Consider the following 16,611-nt stretch of genomic DNA (forward strand, 5'->3'; position numbering starts at 1 on the left):
TTGGCGTAAGCCGTTCACCCCACGTTCATCCCCACTTTGACGTTACGGCAACCCGTGGTATTGTTCGGACGGTTCGTTTCAGGAACCGGAAAGGGCAGGGATGCGGCGGCTTTGGCTGATGCTCGATGAAGCCCCTTTGCCGTCGCGGCAGGGCGTCTTCGTCTGGCTCACGGCATCGGCCGCGTCGTTCGCCGCAGTGATCGTCACCCTCGTCTTCGATCTCAAGCTCGGCATCCAGCTTCCGTTCCTGTGGGCGATCGCCGCGATATTGGTCGTTACCGTCCGGACGGGGATGACCGGCGGGTTGCACTGCGCGGCGATGAACCTGCTGTTGCAGATCGGGATGGCCTACCGGGTTCCAATGACGCTGCTGACCGTTCGCAATATTGCGGTCGTGGCATGCCTGTCCGCCTGTCTCGCGGTCATCGGCGGATGGCGCCGGCAGAAACGGGCCGATCGCGACGCCTTTGCCGCGCAGATCAAGCTCCGCGAAGCGCATCTCCAGTCGATCTTCGACCATTTGCCGGCGCCAATCGTGATCATCGACGTGGCGGGGCGGGTGCGCGGGATCAACGCCGCCGGATGCGCCTTGTTCGAAGTCGCCCCCGACACGGTCTTTGGCGGTTCGCTCGAGGCCTTCGTCATCCGACAGGATCCGGACGAACGATCGCTGGCTGACGCCCTGGGCGACTTGTCCGCATCGGGCAGCGACCTGGCCGTCAAGGCACGCGGCACGACGGCAACCGGGCGCGCGCTGCATCTGCTGCTGACCGCGTCCCGAGTCCCGTCGGGGGAAGGGCGCTGGCTGACCGTCCATGTGCAGGACGAAACCGAACGGCTCGCGGCGGCCGCGCGGCTCGAGGACGTCCAGCGCCAGCTGATGCACGTCTCGCGCGCGACCGCCCTGGGCGAACTGGGGTCCGCGATCGCGCACGAACTCAACCAGCCGCTGGCTGCGATCAGCGCGTGCCTTGGCGCGGCGAAGATCGAGATCGCGCGGGAACGGATCGATCGCGCGGAGATTGCGGACGCGCTCGACACGTCGCTTGCGCATACGCTGCGCGCCGGGGCGGTCCTCAAGCGGTTACGCGTCTTCGTCGCGCGCGCGCCCGAGGCGCGGCAGGTCATCACGGTCGCCGACATCGTTGCCGAGGCGGTTTCGCTGGTCCAGTTTGCGGTGCGCGATGCCGGAGTCCGGCTGGACGTGACTGTCGCGCCGGGACTCGGCGCGGTGGAGGTCGATCCGGTCCAGATCCAGCAGGTACTGCTGAACATAATCCGCAACGCGATCGAGGCGATGCGCGACGCCGCGGTCCGGATGATCACGATCGAGGCGCGGGCCGACGGACACGCCGGTATCGTAATTTCGGTCGTGGATACGGGAACCGGAATCGCGCCGGCGATCGCCGATCTCGTCTTCACGCCGTTCGAGACGACCAAAGGCGACGGATTGGGGGTCGGCCTGTCGATCTCCAAGACGATCGTCGAATCGTTCGGGGGCGAAATCGGATGCGAAGCGAACGGCGGTGCCGGAACGCGCTTCTGGTTCAGCCTGCCGCTTGCCCGGGCGGAGGGAAGCCGCCTTGCCGCATAACCCGCATATCGCCTTGGTCGAAGATGATGGCGATGTCAGCCAATCGCTGGTGCGGCTGTTGACCGCCGCCGACTTCACGGTCAGCGCCTATCCGTCCGCCAGCGATTTTCTCGACCATCCCTATGCGGTGCACAGCGACTGTATCGTCAGCGACGTGCGCATGCCGGACATCACCGGCGTCGACCTGCTCATGTTGCTCCGGGACCGAGGCGTCGACATTCCGGTCATCCTGATTACGGGGCACGGCGACGTGCCGCTGGCGGTACAGGCGATGAAGCTCGGCGCCCGCGATTTCCTGGAAAAGCCGTTCGATCCGCAGACCCTGCTCGATGCGATCGCGCGCGCACTCGCTGGCGGCGACGGATCGGGCAACGCGGCGATGGAGGCGCACGCCCGTGCCGAAGCCCGCGAGCTGGTCGCGCGCCTGTCGCCGCGCGAGCGACAGGTCCTGCAAGGCATCGTCGCCGGGCATCTCAACAAGCAGATCGCGCACGACCTGCACCTCAGCGTGCGCACGGTCGAGGTGTATCGCGCCAGCATCATGACCAAGATCAACGTTCACGGCACGTCGAACCTCGTTCGGGTCGGGCTGCTCGCGGGGCTTCAGGAAGGTCCGCCGCCTGAATCAAAACCGCAGGCGATACCCAATGTGCCCGATAAAGGCGCGCTCGAACCGCGTCCCTATTAGGCGATCGGTGGTATACCGCTGCCAGATGAAATTGCCGCCTGCCTCCGCCTCCAGCTCGGTGTTGCGGATCGGGCGCCAGACGAGCCGCATCGATGGCGCAATCACGCGTTGATCCCCCGTCGCAAGCCTCTGGTCGCGCAGTGCGAAACGCAGGCGCGGGGCGAGCATCAGTCGCGGCGCGACCGGCAGGCGGACGGTGAGGTCGCCCGCGTAGAGATGTGATCGTTGCAATGTCGCCGTCCGCAGGCCCACCAGCCAGGTATCGCGCGGCAGCATCAGCCCGTCGCCGATGGCCTGAACCCCGATGGCGATTTCGGTTCCGGTGGCGGGGAAAGCCGGTACGCCGAACGATGCCGGGGACGCACTGGTCGAGAACACGCTGCCATCCACGATGACGTGCCATTGCGCCGACAGGTCATGGGAATAGGTAACGCTCGCGGATCGGGTCAGCAGCGTCCGGTCCCGCGCGGCCTGTTGTAACGCGTCGGACGCGAACAGATCGCGGACCACATCCAGCGACGGCGTCGGTTGCCCGAGGGCGGCATTGGTCAGGGACAGCGTCGGGGCATGGAACTGTTGCAGCAGGACGGCGAGGTTCGACGTGCGACCGAGCCTGATCGAGGCGTTGAGCAACGCGGCATCGAGCGTCCCGAACGCAACGTTGAAGTCGACCAGGCCGGACAGGGACAGCACGCGCGACGCACTGTGCCCCTCGATCCCGATCGACTGGCGATCCACCAGCCCAGCGGCGCGCTGATCGAACCAATAGACGCCGATCGATCGCCGCCCGTTCGGGGAAATGAGATCCGCGCCGAGGCCATAGAAGGGTCGCGACCGGTCGACCCAGGTCTGGCGTTCCGACCAGACCGGGAATCCGGCGACGAGGTTGAGCCGCACATTGGACCGGACGTCCACCCCGGCCCGCACGCCATCGAAGCGGCCGAAGATCCCCGAGCCGTAGCGGGTCTGCCGCCCGATCCGCAGCGATGCGTTCAGGCGATCGATCGCGACGTCCAGATAGAGCTGGTCGAGCAGGTCGTAGGAGCCCCGGTTGCGATCGGCACCAACGAGGATCACGGGGCGATATTCGGCGACATGACCGAACGAGGCGCGGGCTTCGATCCGGGTCGTGCCGAGCGTTGCGCGACCGACGATATCGGCCACGCTCAGCAGTTCGTCGACATTGTCGCGTCGGTCTGGATTGGTCGACGCGGTCGCCGGTTGCGCGGTGCGGAAGATGCTCTTGCTGCGGTCGTGCAGATAGAATTGCGAAACGACTCCCCGCACCGATACCCGGTCCGCAGGGGTATCGCGCACGGCTGGCGAGGCGGCACTCGAGCCGTGTGGTCCGGAGTCGCCGAGCGCGGCGAGCCGTTGCCGAACGCGCGGCGCGCCTTCGTCCTGCGGAAAGCGGCGGAGATAGTCCTGATAGATGTGTCTGGCGTCCTCCCGCCCGCCAGCGCGTTCGCGCAGCATCCCGATGAGTTCGCAGGCGCGGGGCGTGTGCGGATTGCCCGGTGCGGCGGCGAGCGGTTCGAGCAACGCCCAGGCGCGGATCGGATCGCCGCTGCGGATCGCATCCTCTGCGTCGCGTTCGCGTGCGGCGTCGGCGGTCGGATCGGGCGGGACTGCGGAATCGTTCGGCAGGGCGGACGTTGCGCCATTGCTGCACAGGGCGACGATGCGATCCACCGGCGGAGGAGCGGTCGCCGACGGTCGCGGCAGATCTGGAGTGGGGGGAGGAAGATCGGCAATCATCCTGCCGATCCCTCCCGCGTCCGCCCGGCCGGTGGGCGCGCGATCGCGTGGATTCCCGGAAGCAGCAGCTTCCAATGGACCGTGTCGTGGCAATCCTCGCAAATGTTGCTGGTTGCGGGATGGGTCGCGGTCTTGCCGGGCGCGGTAAAATTGTTGTGGCACCGCACGCATCCGGCGAGCACGTCGCTATGGTCGAAGCGCGACAACCGCCAGTCCTGGACCGAGTGACAGCTGTCGCACGAAAGCGCCGTCGGGATGTGCCGCGGTCCGCGGGCTTCGGCCAGGACGCCGTTGTGGCAGTCGCCGCAGCGCCGCGGCGTCCCCTTGAAAACGCCGCCGCGGTGGCAATCCTCGCAGGCGACACGTTCATGCCCGCCCTCGAGCGGAAAGCCGGTTGCATAATGGTCCAGCCGGTCGACGATGCCGTGCCCCCCGGGTCCCTGCGCGAACACCGTGATCGAAAACAGCAGGGTCGCGAGGCAGAAGACGATGCGCGGCAGCACTTTCATCGACGCCTCCTGATATCGCCGAGCGGGGATTGTTGCGCGAGCTGCCAGCATCGCGCGACCCCGCCGTGGAGATGGTCCGCCGGACAGGCCGCCGCGGGCATCCTGACCGGCGTCGAAGCACCGATCTGCCCTTGTACCTTTGCCGGGCGGAACCCCTCGGTCGAATGGCACTGGCCGCATTGCCGGCCGAAGACGCCGTGGTGCGCGTCGTCGGATCGGTGGCAGGCGTAGCAGGTCGGGTCGAGCTTGGCGGTTGGCGCCGCGACCCGGTGGCATGCCGCACAGGCTAGACCGAGATGCTTGCCGTCGAGCGCGAACCCGGTCTGGCGCGCATGGTCGAACCGCCACCGGTCCCATCCGGCCGGGACGTGGCATTGCGCGCAGTCGGGCGTCCGGCCAAGGCGACCCTTGTGGAAATCGTCGGCGTGGCAGGCGGTACAGGTCAGCCCCTTGGCGGTGAAGCTGCGGTCGACGTGGCAGCCGACGCAGGCCATGCGGGCGTGCTGGCCAACCAGCGGGAAACGCGTCCGGCCATGATCGAATCCGAGCGCCGCGCGCCATTGCGTTTCATCATGGCAGCCGGCGCAATCGGTCCCGAGCCGACCGCGATGCGGATTGTCGGCGCGGTGGCAGCCGATGCAGGTGGACGGCGGCCGGACGCTATGCAGCGGCCCGACATGACAGGCGGTGCAGGCGACCGTGCGGTGCGCCCCCCGAAGCGCGAAGCGGGTCATCCGGTCATGGTCGAAATGGACGTCCGGCCAGCGAGTCGGCGCGTGGCAGGCCGCACAGTCGCCGCCAAACCGCCCGTGATGGACATCGTTGGTCGCGTGGCAGGCGATACAGGTCGTCTGGGGGTGCCGTTGCGCCATGGCCTTGCCGTGGCACCCGGCGCAGGCGGTGGACGCATGCGCGCCGACCAGCGGGAACCCCGTGTCGCGATTGTGATCGAAGGTCGCGAACTTCCACCCCGCGGGCGTGTGGCACGCCGCGCAGTTGGTGCCGCGCTGGCCGTGGTGGACGTCGTCCTTGCGGTGACAGGCGATGCAGGTGCGCGGTGTTCCCGCGAGCCGGCCGTTGACGTGGCAGCCGGCACATGTCGTCTGGCGATGCAGGCCAACCAGCGGGAAGCCGGTGCGCGCGTGATCGAACGCGTGGATCGATTTCCACGACCGCGTGTCGTGGCAGGACGCGCACGCCTTGCCGAACCGATTGTGGTGCACGTCCTGCTTTGCATGACATCCCGCGCACGTACCGGGGGCATCCGCATACTTCCGGGGCGGCTTGTGGCACGCGGTACAGGCAACGCCGCGATGCGCGCCCGTCAGCGTGAAATCGGTGAGATGGTGATCGAAATGATGCGGATCGAACTGTACGATCGCGGCGCGCTTGCCGCGATGGTCGCTGTGGCAGGCGCTGCAGCGTTGCGTGGCGATCGCGGGCACCCGCCCGTGAAAGCCGCGATGCGCCGCGATGTCGCGCCCCACCCTGGCGTGGCAGGCGAGGCAGGTCGTGTTCTGTGCCGCCTTGGCGAACGGCACGTGGCAGGCGAGGCACCGTCCGCGCAAACTGGCGTGCGGCGCACTGAGCGGCCCGGGGCTGACCACGCTCTCTAGCACTTCGCGCGTTACGATCGTGAACGCCGCGACCGCGACGAGCACCGCGAGGAGCGTCAGGATCAATCCGCGGCGCATCAGTAGAGGTGAACCGCGACGACATGCGTAATCGCCGCGAGCACGAGAAAGCCGAACAACGGCAGGTGCAAGTGGTGCCACAGCGCGAATAGCCGTTCGAACGCACCGTAGGTGGCGGCGCTGCGGACCGCACGGAAGTAGCTGTCGAGATGGTGCGCGGCGTCGCGCCGATGCTGCCTGAGGTCCGCCTTCAACCAACCGCGTTCGATCGCGACCTGCGCAAGGTGCTGGTCGATCTCGTGGAGCAAGGCGGGCTTGCGTAATCGCATTGCCAGCGTCAGCACCAGCGCCTTCGCGATCGTGACCGGAAGCGAACCACGGACGTCCGCAGCCCGTGCGGCAAACGCCGCGAGTTCGGCAAGGACGCTGTCGTCCGCATCCTCTTTCACGGCGGCGCGCGCCGCCATGACCGTATCGCCGAGCTCGCTCGCCTCGACGTGTTGCAGCCGGTAACCGCGGTAGAGGTGTCGATGGAAATACCGCCCGACGATCCCGCTGCCCGCGACGATCAGCATCGCCGCCAGCGCGACGCCGCTGTTGAGCGCATCGTAACGGAAGCGCGCGTGATACAGGATCGCGAGCGGACCGAGCAGCCCGAGCAGCATGTGGAAGCGAAACCAGAGACCGACCGACCCGGGGACCGCCCGTCCAAACCGCTTGCGCAGCGGATAGGCGAGCAGCACGAGCATCATCCCCGCGCCCACGATCCCGAGCCAATAGCCGACGCCGAGATCGGGGCGGATCCCGAGATGCGCCCGTTCGCGGTATCCCACTATCAGCGCGCCCGCGATCCCCAGACCGGTGGCGCTCGGCAGCAAAGCCGCCGCGGCTGTCGCCAGCCGCCCTGCCGCCAGCCGAACTGCCGGCGATGGACCGATCTCGGAAATAAACGCAGATACCCGGGCAGGCACGAACACGCTCCTGTTAGGTCGCGCCTGCCAGCACGGCGATCGCAAGATAGGGGAAACCCCAGGGATCGGCAAGGAAGGTCCGGTTCGGTCATATCATTCAAAAGGTCGAGCGCGGTGTCAGCCGCCGTATTTTCCGAACCGCTCGACGATCCCCAAGGGGCCGTTACGGACCCATTAAGGTGGCTACGTATTAGTGCGGTATTGGCCCATCGACGGACGATGCGCCCTGACAGCATCGAGAACATTGTGACCGATTTCACGATTGGGCTTGCCTATGCCATGCCCGCGATTCCCATCTGGGGAAGCTACCTGCTGACCCGGCGGCAGCGCGCCGGTCTCCACAAGTCCATCCGCGACGAGGCGGTCGACGCGGGCCTGACCGAGCCGCCCTCGCTTCACCCGGTGGTTGATCTGGACGCGTGCATCGGGTGCGGTGCCTGTGTCCGCGCGTGTCCGGAGGGCAACGTGCTCGGCCTGATCGAGGACAAGGCGAGCCTGATCGATCCGACCCGGTGCATCGGCCACGGCGCGTGCAAGGCCGCGTGTCCGGCCGATGCGATCAGTCTCGTGTTCGGCACCGCCACGCGCGGGATCGACATTCCGCTGGTCGACCCGAAGTTCGAAACGAACGTACCGGGCATCTACATCGCGGGCGAACTCGGCGGCATGGGGCTGATCCGCAACGCGATCGAACAGGGGCGGCAGGCGATCGGGTCGATCGTCGCTGCGACTCAATCCGACGAGCGCGCGGACGGCATGCTCGATCTCGTGATCGTCGGCGCGGGTCCGGCGGGAATTTCGGCGAGCCTGGCGGCGCAACAGGCGGGGCTCCGGTTCGAGACGATCGAACAGGACAGTCTGGGTGGCACCGTTGCGCATTACCCACGCGGCAAGATCGCGATGACCGCGCCAGTCACCCTGCCGGGCTATGGGATGCTCAACTTTCGCGAAGTGTCCAAGGAGGAACTGATCGGGATCTGGACCAAGGTGGTGGGCGAAGCCGGCGTGCCGATCGCCTATCAGGAACGCGTCCTGCAGATAACCCCGCGTTCGATCGGGTTTTCGATCGAAACGGGGGCCCGGGTCCTGCATGCGCGGCGGATCCTGCTTGCGATCGGCCGACGCGGCACGCCGCGGACGCTCGACGTGCCGGGAGAGGACCAGACCAAGGTGGTCTATCGGCTGATCGAGCCCGAGCAATATGTCGGGCGTTCGATTCTGGTCGTCGGCGGTGGCGACAGCGCGATCGAGGCCGCCATCGCGCTGGTCAATGTGCCGCGAACGACGGTCACGCTCACGCACCGTGGCGAAGCGTTCGACCGTGCGCGCAAAAAGAACCGCTCCACCCTGCAGACGCTCGTTTCCAGCGGTCGGATCGTCTGCCGCACCGGAACGAAGGTGCTCGAGATCCGCGAAAAGTCCGTCGCACTGAGCAATGCCGGAGGATGCGACGCCATTCCCAATGACGACGTGATCGTCTGCGCAGGCGGGGTCTTGCCCACGCAGTTTCTGCAGACGGCGGGCGTGTCCGTGGAACGGAAATTCGGGGCGATGTGATGCGATCGTGATGGCCCGGCTGCGCGCGTCCGGGGCGATTCCGTGGCGGAAGACTTCCGCCGGACGCGCGCAGCTATCCGTGTGTCACCCGATGCCGTCGAGAGCTGCCATCGCCGCGTCGGGAAGCTCCAGCGCGGCCGCGGCGAGATTCTCCCGAAGGTGCGCCACCGACGATGTGCCGGGGATCAGCAGGATGTTGGACGAACGCCGCAGCAGCCACGCCAGCGCCACCTGCATCGGTGTTACGCGCAATCCTGCCGCAACGTCGGATAACGTCTGCGACTGAAGCGGGCTGAAGCCGCCGAGGGGGAAGAAGGGAACAAAGGCGATGCCGTCCGCTGCCAGCGCATCGATCATGGCATCGTCGTGGCGGTGCGCGAGATTATACTGGTTCTGCACACAGACTATGTCGACGAGACCGCGCGCCTGATCGACCTGCGCGGGGGTCGCGTTGCTCAGCCCGATATGGCGGATCAATCCCTGCGCCTGAAGCGCGGCGAGGGTGGTCAATTGCGGTTCCACCGTACCTTCGGCGGGCCCGTGATCGTCACTGTCGCCCATCAGGCGCATGTTGACGACGTCCAACACGTCGAGACCGAGGTTCCGGAGATTGTCGTGCACCGCGGCAGTGAGCGCCGCTGCGTCCTGCGCCGGGTTCCACGCGCCATCGTTGCCCCGCACCGCGCCCACCTTCGTCACGATGGTCAATTCGTCGCGATAGGGATGAAGGGCTTCCCGGATGATCTGATTGGTGACGTGCGGCCCATAGAAATCGCTGGTGTCGATATGGTCGACCCCGCCCTCGATCGCTTCGCGCAGCACGGCCAGCGCGGCGTCCCGGTCCCGCGGGGGGCCGAACACGCCCGGGCCGGCGAGTTGCATGGCACCATAGCCCAGCCGCCGTACGGTGCGGTCACCGAGGTCATAGCGACCAGCCTGATCGATCGTCTGCATGTCGTTCTCCTCTTCCCCCGCCAGATAGCGCTTGCCCGGCCGCGCGATAATCCGGCATGATCCGCACGGGCTGTACGGAAAACCGAACGATGGATGCGGACCTTGGAGATCTGACGGCGTTCCTCGCCGTGGCGAAGGCGCGCGGCTTTCGCGACGCGGCGCGGACGAGCGGCACCAGCGCCTCGACGCTGAGCGAAGCCGTGCGTCGACTGGAAACGCGCCTGGGCGTTCGGCTGCTTCATCGCACGACCCGCAGCGTCACGCCGACCGAAGCGGGTGCGGGGCTCATCGACCGGCTGACCCCGGCACTCGGCGCGGTCGATGCGGCGCTGGACGCCGTCGGAAGCTTCCGGGACGGCACGGCGGGGGCGCTACGGCTCAACGTCCCCGTCAGCGCCGCGCGGCTGGTGCTGCCCGCGATCCTGCCGGGTTTCCTTGCCGCCTATCCCGGAATTCGGCTGGAGATCGTCGCGGACGACAGCTTCGTCGACGTGCTCGCTGCGGGGTGCGACGCCGGCATCCGGTATGACGAACGGCTGGAGCAGGACATGATCGCGATCCCGATCGGGCCGCGCATCCAGCGCATGGCGACCGCCGCCGCGCCGATCTACCTCGATCGACACGGCCGCCCGGATCACCCGCGCACCTTGCTCGATCACGCCTGTGTACTCGGGCGTTTCGCGAGTGGTGCGCTGACGAGTCCGTGGGAGTTCGAGCGGGCCGGCAAGATCGTCCGCGTCGAGCCGCGCGGGCCGTTGATCGTGCAGGTCGGCGGTGCGATGGATCTCGCCGTTGAGGCCGCCATCGCGGGCGTGGGGGTCATCACGTTGTTCGAGGACTGGCTGCGTCCGTATCTCGACAGTGGTGCGCTGGAGCCAGTGCTGGAGGAATGGTGGCAGCCGTTCTCGGGCCCGTTCCTCTATTATTCCGACCGTCGGCTCGTGCCGCCGCCGCTGCGCGCCTTCATCGACTATGTGAGGACGACGACGCCGTAGCGTACACGGAGGCGGGTTGCCGCGCCGCTGGTCGAACTTGGAGCCGTATCAGGATCTGGCGACCGGGCGCCGGGGTGCGGGAGGATCGGCTTCCGGAGGCGAGATGGTCGGCGATTCGGCGGCGGTGCCGTTCACGGGCGGGTGTCCGCGATCGGATAGTGCCGAAGCGTCTGTCGAATATGCCCGGGCCGTGCGGCCTCGCCAGCGCCGTTTACCGGATGGGCGATCGTGCCCTTGCCGGTCCCGAGCGAGATCGTGGTGACATTGCTTATCCGCACGTCTGCGACATCGGGCACTTCAACCGCGCTGGCCAGGATGATCGACGGATCCGCCGTGAAGTTCGCATAGACGCCCATGCCGATGGCTTCGTGATGCCGGACGTGATCCGCAACCTTATAGGCTGCCCACCCACGGTCAGAATCCGCGCGCCATGCAGCCTGGCTTGGCGGATCGTAGGGTAGTTCGTTCTGGTAGAAGAAGGTCCGCCCTCGCTCGCCGTTCCACACGGTCTGCCAGCCCTGAAAATGTTCGACGAAAAGTCCGTAACAGGTCACGTCGTCGCCATTGACGACCAGTCCATGATTGCCCCGGCTTTCGGTCCAGCCGACATGAACCTGGCCGTGCTCGCGGTCGCCATGATCCGCCCGCCAGATCCACAAATGGTCTCCGATGACGTTGTTGCTATTGATTTCCAGGCACCTTCCGACGCTGCCGATGGCAGCGCCGCCGACGCGGAAGAAGATGTCGGCGAGAAGGGTAGGATCGGCACTGTGATCGCGGGCGGCACCACGCGGACCGACCTCGACGAGCACGGGGGAGGACCGGGGCCCCGCATCGATCAGCAGACCGGCGACGGACACGCCCGGGACGTCCGCGATCGTCAACGCGGCGTTACCGTCCACGCTGAGCAACGTCGCCAGACCGATCCCCAGCACCACCGTCCCGGCACGGCTGACCCGGATCGGTTCGCGCAGATGGTAGATGCCCGGCGTCAGCAGAAGGTGGCGGCCATCCGCGAGCGCCCGGTTGATCTCGCTGATCGACGTGGTCGGATCGGCAATCAGGAAGGCCTCCAGCGAAAGGGCGCGACCGGCTTGCTTCTCCCGCCAGGAGACATCGCGCGCATCCCGCCGCAATTCCGGAACGAAGACCGCCCAGCCGCCGTCCGGTTGGACAATAAGGAAGGGCTTTTCGCGAATCACCGGTACGGTCGGCAGGGTGGTATAGGGTGGCTCGGGGAAGCTGTCCGGGGGTGCCCCCGTCACACCCATGAACATCATGTTCCAATTGGCACCCTGCCACCCGCCAATCCGCGAGGTGCGGGTGAACCATTGCTGCTGGGTCCCGGAGCGGACGGCGCCGTCGATCAGGCAATCGGCCATGAACCCGCCGCTCGACCAGCCACCGTCGTCGAGCGCGAGGTCCCCGGCGAGATGGACCCGCCGATACGGCGCGGCCTGCGATACCGCCCAGCGGTCCGCCCGATCGGGCGGTCGGACCGCCATGTTCTCGACCGACCGCCAGAAGTTCACCAGCGCCATGCCCTTCGCCCAATCGGCCTCGGCATGCACATGGCCGGTGACGGTCACGTCACCGGGTGCCAGGCCAAGGCCGGCGACCTGGGTGAAGAAACCGACGTTGATATCCAGCCGGTGCGTGCCCGGCTTCAGCAGTATCGCGTAGCGTCGATCGGTGAAGTGTGCGCGTTCCTGTCGCGCGAACCAGCCGTCGATGCGGCGCTGCGCATCGGGCATGCCGGGGTCGACGATCAGCACGTTCGGTCCAAGGTGCGGGTCTTGCGGGGCCTTTCGGCCACGCGCAGCGACCGTATCGGCGCCAATGGCCGCGATGCCTGCCAGCACGCTGCGCCGCGTCGTTTCTCCCGTCACCCGATGTCCTTTGTTGCAGGATCTTAGCGTTACCGTACCTAGCCCATATCGCGCTGGGTTGGCTACCGCCGGGCACCGCCGACCCTTTGCTGTTTTCCGATGGTTTCGCTCGCGGCCGGGCCTTAGAGCAGGTCCACGGCGGATCGGCCGAGATCGATCGGCTAGGGAAGAGGTGACACCTTGACGATCGTCGTGACCCTGCTCGCACAGGCGGTGAGCCTGGCGGCAACCAATTATACCGTGGACGTCCCGATGCGTGCCCCGGCTGCGCGACCCGAATGGGCGGATGCGTTTACCCGCTCGATCGACCGGACGCGCTGGCGCTACGATACCGATCGCAACCGGCAGGGCTGGCCCAACCACGAAAAGCAATATTATGCCGACCGTCGCCAGAACGCCCGGATCGAGCATGGCGCGCTGGTGATCGAGGCGCGGCGCGAGGCGTTGCGCTCGGCGCCCGATTGGGGCGGGCAGGGCTATAGTTCCGCCAAGCTCGTCAGCCGTGCCGCGCTTGGCTACGGTTTCTACGAGGTTCGGGCCAAACTGCCCTGTGGCCGCGGGAGCTGGCCTGCGGTCTGGCTCTTGCCAGAGAAGGGTACGTGGCCCGACATGGGCGAGATCGACCTGATGGAAATGGTCGGCTGGCAACCGAACGTGGTGCATGCGACGCTCCACAGCGGCGCGTTCAACCACAAGCTCGGGACGCAGCGTGGGGCGGAAATGCGTCTGGCGAGCGCCTGTACCGCGTTTCACCGCTACCAGCTCGACTGGCAGCCGCATGCGATCACGATCGGCGTCGATGGGCGTGGCTATATGCGCGTGACCGACGACCAGCCGGGGGGGCATGCCGCCTGGCCGTTCACCGTGCCGTATCACCTGATCCTCAACCTGGCGGTGGGCGGGGACTGGGGTGGCGCGAAGGGGATCGACGATGCCGCGCTGCCGCAGCGCCTGTCGGTTGACTACGTGCGCTATTGGCGCAAGCGGTGAGCGCACCCTCGATTGCCGTCCACCATGTCGGACGGGAAGCACAGCCGGTCGTGGTGATCGACGACTTCGCGCCCGATCCCGATGCGCTGCGCGCGGCGGCGCTGCGCACGACCTTCGGGCCGGCGGTGCAGCATTATCCGGGTTTGCGCTCGGTCTTGCCGGACACTTACGTACCCACGCAACTCGCGGTGCTCGCACTGGTGCTCGGGCCACTGCTGGGTCGCGCGGGTACGGTCGACGTGCTCGATGCAAGCTTCTCGATGGTGACGACACCGCCCGAAGCGCTCGAGATCCGCCAGCGTATTCCGCACTGCGATGCGTTCGGGCCGGAGCGGATTGCGCTGGTGCATTATCTTGCCCCCGAAGGCGGGGACGGGACCGCCTTCTTCCGCCATCGCTCGACCGGGTTCGAGACGATCGACGCGGATCGCGCGCCGATCTTCTTCGGCCAGCTCGATGCCGAGTTCCGTTTCGGCGGGGTGCCGCCCGCGCGCTATGTCCTGGGCGATACCTCGCTGTTCGAGCGCACGCTGGCGGTCGAGGCGCGCTACAACCGTGCGCTCGTCTATCCGAGCTACCTGCTCCACAGCGGCGCGATTGCACCCAATGCGGTGCTGTCGAGCGATCCCGCGCTGGGGCGGCTGACGGTCACGGCCTTCCTGTCGGTCGGCTGAAGCCTGCTCCGGCCGCCCGTCACCCCGGGGCCTGGCCCAAGGTGACGGAGGCTGGCGGGATCAATCGCTAGGGCTTCATCGTCGCTGCTGTGACCGTCGCGGTCGATACGAGCGCGCGGTCGCGCGCGTCGTGCGCGAGCGCGACGCGGTAGCGGCCGCCCGCCACTCGCCAGCCCGGCAAGCCGGTATCGTACTCCGCCAGGATGCGCGGTTCCGCCACCAGCGTGACGCGGGTCGTTTCGCCCGGCTGCAGCATCACCCGCCGGAACGCGGCGAGCCGCATCGGTACAGCCGTCCCGTCGCGAGTGACGTACATCTGGGGCACGTCGGCTCCTGCGACCCGCCCGGTGTTGACCACCTCGAAGCTGATGCTGAGCGTCGCGCCGCCCTTCACCACCGGGTTGCGATAGGCGAACTGCGTATAGCTGAGGCCGTAGCCGAACGGGAACAGGGGTTTGGCGTTGGTCTTTTCGTACCAGCGATAGCCGACGTCAGCCCCCTCGACGTAGTCGACCGGGAAGCTGGCCAGTTGGTGCTCGCCGGCATGCCCCGGATCGGCGGCCGCCTGCGCGTCGGCGGCGCTCAGCGTGTCGAGCCCGACGGGCGCGGCGCGGGGGGCCTGGCTGGCGCTGGCGGGGAAGGTGATGGGCAAGCGGCCGGACGGATTGACCCGCCCGGTCAGGATATTGGCAATCGCCGGCCCGCCGCGCTGGCCGGGATACCAGGCCTGCACGACCGCGGGCACCGCCGACAGCCACGGCATCAGCACGGGACCGCCCGTTTCCATCACCGCGATCGTCCTGGGCTGCGCCGCCGCCACCGCGGCGATCAGATCGTCCTGACGATCGGGCAGCGAGAGGTCGGGAACATCCTGCGCCTCGGTCGTCCACTGCGTCGCGAACACGATCGCGACGTCGGCGGCCTTGGCAGCGGCGGCCGCTGCGGCCGGATCGCGGCCATAGATCCAGGTGACCTGTGCCTGCGGCATCGCCGCGCGGATCGCGAGCAGCGGGGAGGAGGCATGCCACGTCACCCGCGCGAACGACGACGCTGCGCCGCTGGTGAGCGGAATCTCGACCGGTGCGCCGCCGACCGACCGCACCTGGCTAGACCCCCCGCCCGACAGGACGCCGACATCCGCCCTGCCGCCGATCAGCACCACCCGTTTCGCCGTGCGCACGAGCGGCAGGAGATTGCCGTCGTTCTTGAGCAGGACGATCCCGGCTTCGGCAGCACGCTGCGCGACCTCGGCGTGCGCGGCATACGGTATCGGCTCCGCAACGCGGGCGGGCGCTTCGTAGGCACCCGTCTCGATCAGCCCGGTCAGATAGCGCGTCACCATGTCGTCGAGCCGTGACATCGGCACGCGGCCGGCGGTGACTTCGGCCTTGAGCGCGTCGGCGAAGTAGATGGCGTGATCGAGTTCCTGCCCCGATTCCTGGTCGAGCCCCGCATTCGCCGCCTTGGCGGTCGAATGCACGGCGCCCCAGTCGCTCATCACCCAGCCACGATAGCCCCAGTCGCGCTTGAGCACGTCGGTGAGGAGATGCTTGTTCTCGCACGCCCAGTCGCCGTTGACCTTGTTGTACGCGCACATCACCGAGCCCGGCTTGCCCGTCTCGATCGCGATCTGGAACGCGAGCAGGTCGCTCATCCGCAGCGCTGCCTCGCCGATTCGCGCGTCCACCACGGTCCGCCCGGTTTCCTGGGCGTTGAGCGCCAGATGCTTGACCGTCGAGACGATCCGGTTCGACTGGACCCCGGCGATATGCGCGCCCGCCAAAGTGCCGGCAAGCAACGGATCCTCGCCGAGATATTCGAAATTGCGGCCGTTCCACGGGTCGCGCGTCAGGTTGACGCCGCCCGCAAGCAGGACGTTGAACCGTTTTGCGCGTGCTTCCGCGCCAATCATCGCGCCGCCGGCGCGGGCGATCGCGGGATCGAACGTCGCGGCGGTCGCGAGGCTGGATGGCAGGGCGGTCGCGACATCGCCCTTGCGCTGTTCGACCTGGTTGGCGACGCCGAGCGATGCGTCGCTCTCGCGGACCAGCGGGACGCCCAGATGCGGGATGCCGTCGATATGGCCGGCGGACGGGATCAGTTCGTTCGGGGTCTTGCCCTTTGCCATCGGCGGGAACAGCCCGTGGACGAGCGCGATCTTCTCGTCGAGCGTCATCCGCGCGACGATCGCCGCGGCCCGCGTGCGGGCATCCTGGACCCGCGCCCGAGGTTTCGAGTCGCGTGCCGTCACCGGGGCGGTGGCGCCTGCGCCGCACAGGAGCGAGGCTCCCAATAGCCAGACGTGAATCTTCCTTGCCATCCCGACATGCTCCCCTGGTCTAGCGGTCATGCCGTGCCCCGCGGTCTCGCCGCCGGGCCGTGCCGCCGCTGGTGTTGC

13 protein-coding genes are annotated in these 16,611 nt (G+C 67.6%); 6 read left to right on the forward strand and 7 right to left on the reverse strand.

The window, feature by feature from the left end:
- Positions 1 to 100 precede the first annotated feature (100 nt).
- Complete coding sequence (locus tag RH91_RS09150) at positions 101 to 1,594, forward strand: sensor histidine kinase (RefSeq protein WP_010162397.1); 1,494 nt, start codon at positions 101 to 103, stop codon at positions 1,592 to 1,594.
- Complete coding sequence (locus tag RH91_RS09155) at positions 1,584 to 2,282, forward strand: response regulator transcription factor (RefSeq protein ID WP_010162399.1); 699 nt, start codon at positions 1,584 to 1,586, stop codon at positions 2,280 to 2,282. Before RH91_RS09150 ends, RH91_RS09155 begins: the two co-directional genes overlap by 11 nt.
- Here the strand turns inward: RH91_RS09155 and RH91_RS09160 are convergent.
- The 4 genes from RH91_RS09160 to RH91_RS09175 form a co-directional block, all read right to left on the reverse strand.
- The gene (locus RH91_RS09160; RefSeq protein WP_010162400.1) at positions 2,220 to 3,974 is read right to left on the reverse strand and encodes a hypothetical protein; all 1,755 of its coding nucleotides are present in this window, start codon (positions 3,972 to 3,974) and stop codon (positions 2,220 to 2,222) included. The two genes, RH91_RS09155 and RH91_RS09160, sit on opposite strands and share 63 nt — an antisense overlap.
- Before the next feature lie 62 nt (positions 3,975 to 4,036).
- A complete protein-coding gene (locus RH91_RS09165) occupies positions 4,037 to 4,549 on the reverse strand; it encodes a hypothetical protein (RefSeq protein WP_010162401.1) in 513 nt (170 codons plus the stop codon).
- Positions 4,546 to 6,231 (reverse strand): cytochrome C, encoded by a 1,686-nt coding sequence (locus tag RH91_RS09170; protein ID WP_232283452.1) that lies wholly within the window; start codon positions 6,229 to 6,231, stop codon positions 4,546 to 4,548. The genes RH91_RS09165 and RH91_RS09170 overlap by 4 nt, the downstream gene beginning before the upstream one ends.
- Before the next feature lie 11 nt (positions 6,232 to 6,242).
- A complete protein-coding gene (locus tag RH91_RS09175; RefSeq protein WP_232283453.1) occupies positions 6,243 to 7,154 on the reverse strand; it encodes a hypothetical protein in 912 nt (303 codons plus the stop codon).
- A 279-nt stretch (positions 7,155 to 7,433) separates the two neighbouring features.
- Here RH91_RS09175 and RH91_RS09180 point away from each other — a divergent pair, with 279 nt between their 5' ends.
- Entirely contained in the window at positions 7,434 to 8,711 is a 1,278-nt protein-coding gene (locus RH91_RS09180; RefSeq protein WP_232283454.1) for an NAD(P)-binding domain-containing protein, read from the forward strand.
- A gap of 84 nt (positions 8,712 to 8,795) precedes the next feature.
- On the opposite strand, the gene RH91_RS09185 is transcribed toward RH91_RS09180, so the two are convergent.
- Positions 8,796 to 9,665, reverse strand: a complete 870-nt coding sequence (locus tag RH91_RS09185; protein WP_010162405.1) for an aldo/keto reductase family oxidoreductase — start codon at positions 9,663 to 9,665, stop codon at positions 8,796 to 8,798.
- An 89-nt stretch (positions 9,666 to 9,754) separates the two neighbouring features.
- On the opposite strand from RH91_RS09185, the gene RH91_RS09190 reads away from it, so the two are divergent.
- The gene (locus tag RH91_RS09190) at positions 9,755 to 10,660 is read left to right on the forward strand and encodes a LysR family transcriptional regulator (protein ID WP_010162406.1); all 906 of its coding nucleotides are present in this window, start codon (positions 9,755 to 9,757) and stop codon (positions 10,658 to 10,660) included.
- A 131-nt stretch (positions 10,661 to 10,791) separates the two neighbouring features.
- On the opposite strand, the gene RH91_RS09195 is transcribed toward RH91_RS09190, so the two are convergent.
- Positions 10,792 to 12,549: an adenylyl cyclase gene (locus RH91_RS09195; RefSeq protein ID WP_232283455.1), complete on the reverse strand. Its 1,758-nt coding sequence runs from the start codon at positions 12,547 to 12,549 to the stop codon at positions 10,792 to 10,794.
- 192 nt (positions 12,550 to 12,741) lie between these two features.
- On the opposite strand from RH91_RS09195, the gene RH91_RS09200 reads away from it, so the two are divergent.
- Complete coding sequence (locus tag RH91_RS09200) at positions 12,742 to 13,539, forward strand: glycoside hydrolase family 16 protein (protein ID WP_232283456.1); 798 nt, start codon at positions 12,742 to 12,744, stop codon at positions 13,537 to 13,539.
- On the forward strand, positions 13,536 to 14,213 hold the full coding sequence (locus tag RH91_RS09205) for a DUF6445 family protein (RefSeq protein ID WP_232283457.1): 678 nt from the start codon (positions 13,536 to 13,538) through the stop codon (positions 14,211 to 14,213). The genes RH91_RS09200 and RH91_RS09205 overlap by 4 nt, the downstream gene beginning before the upstream one ends.
- A gap of 67 nt (positions 14,214 to 14,280) precedes the next feature.
- Here RH91_RS09205 and RH91_RS09210 read toward each other — a convergent pair whose 3' ends face one another.
- Positions 14,281 to 16,533, reverse strand: a complete 2,253-nt coding sequence (locus RH91_RS09210) for a beta-glucosidase (RefSeq protein ID WP_029623730.1) — start codon at positions 16,531 to 16,533, stop codon at positions 14,281 to 14,283.
- Positions 16,534 to 16,611: the final 78 nt, after the last annotated feature.

Source organism: Sphingomonas sp. PAMC 26617, from assembly GCF_000242835.1.
Classification (GTDB): Bacteria; Pseudomonadota; Alphaproteobacteria; order Sphingomonadales; family Sphingomonadaceae; genus Sphingomonas.